The sequence below is a fragment of the Nocardia sp. NPDC058640 genome, assembly GCF_042716995.1.
In the GTDB taxonomy this organism is placed as follows: Bacteria; Actinomycetota; Actinomycetes; order Mycobacteriales; family Mycobacteriaceae; genus Nocardia.
Genome location: NZ_JBHXRG010000002.1, coordinates 104,711 through 113,767 on the forward strand (window position 1 = coordinate 104,711; position 9,057 = coordinate 113,767).

A 9,057-nucleotide genomic window follows, 5' to 3' on the forward strand; every position below is an offset into this window, starting at 1 on the left:
TGCTGACCCTGCCGCAGCTGCTGTCCGCGGCCGCGGAGGCGAACCCGTTCGGCACCGCGCTGGTCTACGCCGACACGTCGGACTCGACCGCGCAGCTCAGCTATGCCGAGCTCGACACCCGCTCGACCCAGCTCGCGCGCCTGTTGATCGAGCGCGGGGTCGGCCCGGAAGACCTGGTGGCCCTTGGCATTCCGCGTTCGGTGGAGTCGGTGCTCGCGGTGTGGGCGGTCGCCAAGACCGGCGCCGGTTTCGTGCCCGTCGACCCGAACTACCCGGCCGACCGGGTGGCGCACATGCTCAGCGATTCGGGCGCGGTCTTCGGCCTCACCGTGGCCGCCGCACGCGATCAGCTGCCCGACGGGGTCTCCTGGCTGGCCATCGACAGCGCGGATGTGACAGCGCAGGCGCAGGAGCAATCGGCGGAGGTCATCACCAACGGTGACCGGATCCGGCCGTTGCGTGCCGAGAATCCCGCGTGGGTGATCTATACCTCCGGGTCCACCGGTTTGCCCAAGGGTGTGTCGGTCTCGCACGCGGGACTCGCGAGCTTCACCGCCGCCCAGCGCGAACGCTACGAGGTCGAATCCGATGCGCGCACACTGCATTTCGCGTCACCGTCGTTCGACGCCTCGATGCTGGAGTTGCTGCTCGCGATCGGCGCCTCGGCCACGATGATCATCGTGCCGCCGGGCATCTACGGTGGCGAGGACCTCGCGGCACTGCTGCGTCGCGAACGCGTGAGCCACCTGTTCATCACCCCGGCCGCGCTGGCTTCCGTCGATCCGGCCGGCCTGGATCACCTGCGGGTGATCGCGGTCGGTGGCGAGGCATGGCCGCCCGAACTCGCGTGGCGCTGGCTGCGGCCGATCGCCGGCGGTGTGCGCCGGTTCCACAACGCCTACGGGCCGACCGAGACCACGATCGTCACCAATATCAGTGTGCCGCTGGAACAGGGCGCGGCGATCCCGATCGGCGCGCCGCTGTCGGGCGTGGTCGAGTACGTGCTCGACGAACGCCTGGGCCAGGTGCCCGACCGCGTCGTGGGTGAGCTGTACATCGGTGGCGGGCAGGTGGCGCGTGGCTACCACCGGCGGCCCGGGCTCACCGCGTCGCGTTTCGTGCCGAACCCGTTCGACCCCAACGGTTCCCTGCTCTACCGCACCGGCGACCTGGTGCGCTGGACCGCGGACCGTGAGCTGGAATACATGGGCCGCAACGACTTCCAGGTGAAGATCCGCGGCTTCCGGATCGAACTGGGCGAGATCGACGCGCAGCTGTCCGGGTACCCCGGCATCGACTTCGCGGCCACCGTCGGTCACGAACTCGACAACGGCACAACCATTCTCGCCTCCTACGTCCACGCTGATCCGGGCGTGGAACTCGACATCGAGGCGGTGCTCGACCATCTCGGCGCGCACCTGCCCGCGCACATGGTGCCGACCGCGCTCACCGTGCTCGACACCATTCCGCTGACCCCCGTCGGCAAGCTCGACCGCGCCGCCCTGCCCGCGCCGCAGTTGCGGGTCAAGGAATTCCGCGCCCCCACCGGGCACCTGGAAGAGCTGGTCGCGGGCGTGTTCGCCGATCTGCTCGCCGGTGTCGACCCGGTCGGCGCCGACGACGACTTCTTCGAACTGGGCGGCAACTCGCTGATCGCCACCCAGGTGGTCGGGCGGCTCAGTGCCGCGATCGACACCAGGGTGGCGCCGCGCGAACTGTTCGAGGCACCGACGGTGCGTGCGCTGGCCGCGCGACTGGCCGGGCTCACCGGCCAGGGCGGACGCCTGCCGTTGGTGGCCGGACCGCGCCCGGAGCGGATACCGTTGTCGCTGGCGCAGCAGCGGATGTGGTTCCTGAACCGCTTCGACACCAGTTCGGTGGCGTACAACATTCCGATCGCGGTGCGGTTGAGCGGCGCGCTGGACGTGTCGGCCATGGCGGCGGCGGTCTCGGACCTGGTGCAGCGGCACGAGGTGCTGCGCACCGTCTACCCCGAAACACCGGACGGCCCCGTGCAAGTGGTGCTGCCCGCCGATGCCGCGGCGCCCGAACTGATGGTGCGCACGGTGGCGTTGGACGCGGTGGAAGCCGGTGTGGCGCAGCTGATGGCGTCGAGCCTGGACGTCACCACCGAGGTGCCGTTGAAGGCCGCGCTGTTCGACATCGGCGGCACCGGAACCGAATACGTGCTCGCGATGGTGGTGCACCACATCGCGGCCGACGGTTCGTCCATCCCGCCGATGACCCGCGATCTGATGACGGCCTACGTGGCGCGCGCCAATGATGTTGCCCCGCAGTGGGATCCGCTGCCGGTGCAGTACGCCGACTACGCGCTGTGGCAGCGTGCGCTGCTGGGTGACGACAGTGACCCGGAGTCGATGGCCGCACGTCAGCTGGCCTACTGGAAGACCGAGCTGGCCGACCTGCCCGACCAGCTGGAACTGCCGACCGACCGGCCACGTCCTCCCGCGCAGACCTACGCGGGTCGCCGAGTCGATCTGCGGGTGAGCGCCGAAACCCACCGTGCCCTGGTCGCTTTGGGTCGCGAGCACGGTGCCACACCGTTCATGGTCGTCCACGCCGCGCTCGCGGTGCTGCTGGCACGGCTGTCGGGCTCCGACGACATCGCGGTCGGTACGCCGATGGCGGGCCGCGGCGAGTCCGAGCTCGACGATCTGATCGGCATGTTCGTCAACACCCTGGTGTTCCGGTCGCGGGTCGACGCGGGCGAGACCTTCCACGACCTGCTCGCCCGGCAGCGCGACAGCGATATCGCCGCCATGGCGAACACCGACGTGCCGTTCGAGCGCCTGGTCGAGGTGCTCAACCCGGCCCGTTCCACCGCGCACCACCCGCTGTTCCAGGTGGGTCTGTCGTTCCAGAACCTGACCCGCGCCTCGCTGGAGCTGCCGGGTCTCACGGTGGCCGGTGTCGAACTGGAGGGCGAGACCTCCCAGTTCGATCTGCATTTCATCGTGATCGACAGCTACGACACCGACGGTGCGCCCGCGGGCATCGGCGGCACGATCACTTACGCCACAGACCTTTTCGACGAATCCACGGTGCGGGAGATCGCCGCGCGGTTCGAGCGGTTGCTGGTGGCGATCGGGGCGGCACCGCAGACGCAGGTGGGCGAGTTCGACCTGCTCACCGAGGCCGAGCGCACGGCGATCGTGGTGGAACGCAACGACACCGCGCACGCCGTGGACGTCGACGCGACGCTGGTGTCGCTGCTGGACGCGACCGTGGCGGCTACGCCCGAGGCGATCGCGCTGGTCGTGGACGAGGCCGACGGCCGCCGTGAGCTCACCTATGCCGAACTCGATGTCGAAGTGAACTGCCTTGCGCGGCACCTGATCTCGCGGGGGATCGGCGCCGAGGATCGGGTGGCACTGGCAATTCGACGGTCCGCCGAGTTGATCATCGCGATGTACGCGGTGGCGCGTACGGGTGCGGCGTATGTGCCGATCGATCCGGATCAGCCTGCTGATCGCACCGACTACATCCTGGAAACCGCCACGCCCGCGGTGGTGTTGACCACCGCCAGTGCCGAGTTCGCCACGGCGGCAGCGGAAGTGGTGGTACTCGACGAGCTCGACCTGAGTGCTGTCGCCGGTACCGCGATCACCGCCGCCGAGCGTGGTCCGCTGGTGCCCGCGAACACCGCATATGTGATCTTCACATCCGGCTCGACCGGTAAGCCCAAGGGCGTGGCGGTGTCGCACGGTGCGATCGTCAACCAGTTGCTGTGGGAGACCGCCGAATTCGGGATCGGTGCCGATGACGCGGTGCTGCTCAAGACCGCGGCGACCTTCGACCTGTCGGTCTGGGAGTTCTGGACCGCCGCTGTCGCTGGTGCGCGTCTGGTGGTCGCCACCTCCGAGGGTCATCGTGACCCGGCCTATCTGAACGATCTGATGCGGGCCACCGGTGTCACGACATTGCACGTGGTGCCGTCGATGCTCGACGCGCTGCTGACCGAATCCGGTGGGGCGTTGCCGCGCAGGTTGCGTCGGGTGCTGGCGATCGGTGAGGCCCTGCCCGCCGCGACGGCGCAGCGTTTCCGGTCGTCCAATATCGCCGCGCTGTTCAACCTGTACGGCCCGACCGAGGCCGCGGTCTCGATCACCAACCATGCGGTCGGTGACGCGGATCAGGTGTCGGTGTCGATCGGTGCGCCGGAGTGGAACAGCCGTGTCTACGTGCTGGATTCGCGTTTGCAGCCGGTCCCGGACGGTGTGTCGGGCGAGCTGTATCTGGCCGGCGCGCAGTTGGCCCGCGGGTACTTCGCGCGTCCGGATCTGACCGCCGATCGCTTCGTCGCCAACCCGTTCACCCCCGGCCAGCGCATGTACCGCACCGGCGACCTGGTGGCATGGAACAGCGGCGAACTGGACTACCGAGGCCGCACGGACTTCCAGGTGAAGATCCGCGGTTTCCGCATCGAACTCGGCGAGATCGAAGCCGCACTGCTGGCCCTGCCGCAGGTCGCGCAGGCCGCCGTGGTCGCCAAGTCCGATCCGCACACCGGTGACCGCCTCGTGGCCTACCTCGTGGGCTCCGAAATCGATGTGGCGCAGGTGAAGTCGGCACTGTCGACCGGTCTGCCGTCCTACATGGTCCCCGCCGCGTTCGTCGTACTCGACGCGCTACCGCTCAACGCGAACGGCAAGCTCGACCGAAAAGCCTTGCCGGAACCTGAGTTCGAAGCACACGCCTTCCGTGCGCCGTCGACACCGGTCGAGGAGATCGTGGCCGGGGTGTTCGCCGAGGTGCTCGGTGTGCCCGCCGACCGTGCCGTCGGCCTCGACGACGACTTCTTCGCCCTGGGCGGCAACTCGCTGATCGCCACCCAGGTGGTGGCCCGGCTGGGTGCCGCGCTGGATACCCGCGTGCCGGTGCGGGTGGTGTTCGAGGCGCCGTCGGTGGCGGCGCTGGCGGCCGCGGTGGGTGTGCACGCGGGCAGCGGCAGCCATCGCGCGCTCGTGGCGGGGCCGCGTCCGGAGCGGATTCCGCTGTCGGTGGCGCAGCAGCGCATGTGGTTCCTCAACCAGTTCGATCCCGCGTCGGCGGCGTACAACATCCCGGTCGCGGTCCGGCTGACGGGCGCGCTGGACGTGGCGGCACTGCAGGACGCCGTCGCGGATGTGGTGAGCAGGCACGAGGTCTTGCGCACGATGTACCCGTCGACGGACGGCATCCCCCACCAGCTGATCGTGGCCGCGGAACAGGCCGTGCCGAGCCTGACCCCCGAGGACGTCACCGAGCCTGCCGAACGGATCGCCGAACTCGTCTCCGCCGGTTTCGACGTCGTGGCCGAAGTGCCGGTGCGGGCGAAACTGCTGCGGATCGCGCCCGACGAGCACGTGCTGGTGTTCGTCGTGCACCACATCAGTGCCGACGGCTGGTCGATCGGCCCGCTGACCCGAGATGTGATGGTGGCCTACGCAACTCGCGCGTCAGGCCAGTGGCCCACCTGGGCGCCGCTGCCGGTGCAGTACGCCGACTTCAGTGTGTGGCAGCGCGAGATGCTGGGCTCGGAGACCGACCCGACCAGCCTGATCTCCCAGCAGGCCGACTACTGGAAGCGCGCACTGGCCGGTGTGCCCGACGAGCTGAATCTGCCCCTCGACAGGCCGCGTCCGAGCACGCCGTCGTCGGTCGGTGGGCGGGTGTCGTTCCCGATCGATGCCGACGTGTACGCGGGGCTGACCGCGATCGCCCGCGAGCACAACGCGACCCTGTTCATGGTCGTGCACGCGGCACTGGCGGTATTCCTGGCCCGGATGTCGGGGACGCAGGACATCGTGGTGGGCACGCCCATCGCCGGTCGTGGCGAGGCCGAACTCGACGATCTGGTCGGCATGTTCGTCAACATGCTCGCGCTGCGCACGCAGGTGCCGGGGCAGGCCGGTTTCGCCGAGGTGCTCGCCCAGGCCAAGGACGCGGACCTGGCGGCGTTCGCCCACGCCGACATCCCGTTCGAACGACTGGTGGAGCTCATCGACCCCGAGCGGTCCACCGCACGGCACCCGCTGTTCCAGGTGGCGCTGTCGTTCGCGAACCTGCCCGACTCGGGCTTCGAACTGCCCGGACTTTCGGTCTCGGCGGTCGATTTCGACTTCGACACCGCCAAGTTCGACCTGCAACTCACCGTCCACGGAACGCACGAATCCGGTGCGCACGCCGAATTCACGTACGCGCGTGACCTTTTCGATCGATCCACGGTCGAGGGGTTCGCGCAGCGTTTTCACCGTCTGCTCGCCGGGATCGTCGCCGATCCCGCCCGACCGGTCGGTGACCTCGAACTCCTGGATGCGCCCGAACGCGGTGAATTGCTCACTCGCACAGGCGGTCCCGCACTCGCGACGGGCACCTTGCCGCAGTTGCTGGCACGGGCGGTGGCGTACAACCCGTACGGGATCGCCACGGTCGAGCCGAGCACGGGGCGTCGCCTGACCTACGCCGAGCTCGACGCGGCTTCCTCGCGACTGGCGCGGGTGCTCATCGCGCGCGGTGCGGCACCGGAAACCGTGGTGGCCATCGGCATGCAGCGTTCGCTGGACACCACCGTGGCCATCTGGGCCGTGATCAAGACCGGCGCGGCGTTCCTGCCGGTCGACCCGAAATATCCGGCCGAGCGCATCGCGCACATGTTGTCGGATTCCGGTGCGGCACTGGGTATTACCAGCGCGGCCGAGCTCGGGAACCTGCCCGCGCTCACGGATTGGCTGGTCATCGACGACACGGCCAGCGAAGCCGAGCTCGCCGCACAGTCCGACCTGCCGATCACCGATGTGGATCGTCGCGGCACGGTCCGCCCCGGGAACACGGTCTACCTGATCTACACCTCCGGTTCGACGGGCCTGCCCAAGGGCGTCGTGGTCACCCATGCCGGTGTGGTCAACTTCGCCGCCGCCCAGGTCGCGCAGTTCGGCCTCGGAAGATACACGCGCACACTGGCTTTCGCGTCACCGTCCTTCGACGCGTCGATCCTGGAGTTCCTCCTGGCCGTCGGTTCGGCGGGTACCTCGGTCATCACCCCGCCCGGAATCGTCGGCGGTGCCGAACTCGCCGACCTCATCGCTGACCAGCGCCTGACCCACGTGTTCCTCACCCCGCTGGTGGCGGCGTCGATGGACCCCGCGGCGCTGACCGGGGTCGAGGCGTTGATCGTCGGTGGCGACAAGGCCCCGGTGGACCTGGTCGCGAAGTGGCACTCGGTGTCCGATCTCGCGACTTCCGAAGCGGGCGGGATCAATCCGGCGCAGCACCGGTTCTACAACGCCTACGGCCCGACCGAGGCGACGATCGCGACGAACCTGTCCGATCCGCTGCTGCCCGGCGACATCATGAACATCGGTGGCCCGATCGCGGGTGCCACCGCCTTCGTGCTCGACAGTCGGTTGCGTCCGGTTCCCGCGGGCGTGGCCGGTGAGCTGTACCTGGGCGGTGTCCCGCTGGCCCGCGGTTACCACGCGCGTCACGGCCTCACCGCCGAGCGTTTCGTGGCCAGCCCGTACGTGGCAGGCGAGCGTCTGTACCGCACCGGTGACGTCGTCGCCTGGCGCACGGTCAACGGCAAGCCCGTCGTGGAATACGTGGGCCGCAACGACTTCCAGGTCAAGATCCGCGGTTTCCGCATCGAACTCGGCGAGATCGACGCGGTCCTCACCGCGCACGACGACGTCGAGTTCGCCGCCACCATCGGCCGCACGACCGACGCGGATTCCACCATCCTGGTGTCGTACGTGCGCGGCACTGCCGACCCGGCTGCCCTGGTCGAGTACGCGGCGCAGCACCTGCCCGCGCACATGGTCCCGGCCGCGGTGATGGTCCTCGACGAGATCCCGCTGACGCCCGCGGGCAAACTCGACCGTCGCGCCCTCCCGGATCCGGTGTTGCGAGCCCACGAGTTCCGCGCACCGACCACGGCGCTCGAGACCGCCGTCGTCGCGGCCTTCGCGGACGTGCTCGGCCACCAGCGAATCGGCCTGGACGACAGCTTCTTCGAACAGGGTGGCAACTCGCTGCTGGCCACCCAACTGGTCGCGCGCCTGAGCACCGTGTTCGGGCAGCCGGTTCCCGTGGTGACGGTGTTCGTCGCGCCGACACCGGGTGCGCTGATCGCCGAGGTGACCGGTACCGCCACGGCCGACCGCACCGCGTTCGACGTGGTGCTGCCGCTGCGCACGGGCGGGTCGGCGGAACCGTTGTTCTGCATCCATCCGGTGGGCGGCATCTCCTGGTCGTTCGCCGGCCTGGCCGCGCATCTGGACGCGGATCGCCCGCTGTACGGCCTGCAGTCGCCCGCGCTGTCGGGTGAGCCGGGCTTCGCCTCGCTCGACGAGTGGGCGAGCCGCTACGTGGCGGAGATCCGCGCCGTCCAGCCGACCGGCCCCTACCACCTGCTCGGCTGGTCGCTGGGCGGCATCCTCGCCCACGCGGTCGCGGTCCAACTGCAGGAACAGGGCGAGCAGGTCGCGCTGCTGGCGATGATGGACAGCTACCTGAGCGAGGCCGACGCGCAGGCCGTGGCGGCACCGGAGTCGCCCACGGAGATCTTCGGCGGACTGCTCGGCACAGTCGACCCACTGGGAACGGACCTGAGCGCCGACGCGATCGCCGAACGGTTCGCCGCATTGCCGGAGCCGTTCGCCTCGTTCGATACCGCCATGGTCACCCGGGCGCTCGACGCGGCCGCGGAGTCGATCGAGTTGCGCAGACAGCACCGGCCGCGCAGTTTCCGGGGCGACATCGTGTATTTCACCGCGGCCGCGGGCACCACCGACACCACGGCCGGTGCCGCCGGTTGGGCCGACGCCGTCGCGGGCACGGTGGTCAATCATCAAGTCCAGGCGACACATTGGGGTATGGCCGGTCCCGAGGCCCTCGAGGTCATCGGCACCACCCTGTCCGAAGTCCTCGACGGCGGCGATGAGGCGGCCGCACCGCACCGCTGACAGCGCCCCGGATTCGCCCCCGGACCTGCGGTGGATGCCGGTGCGCCGCCGCGGGGAAAGCATCACCGGTGACAGCGCGCGTCGGGTACCCTCT

General features: G+C 69.5%; 1 pseudogene. It reads left to right on the forward strand.

The features are described from left to right. Window positions 1–2: 2 nt before the first annotated feature. Window positions 3–8,963, forward strand: a pseudogene (locus ACFWU5_RS05440) (amino acid adenylation domain-containing protein); the annotation flags it as partial. Window positions 8,964–9,057: the final 94 nt, after the last annotated feature.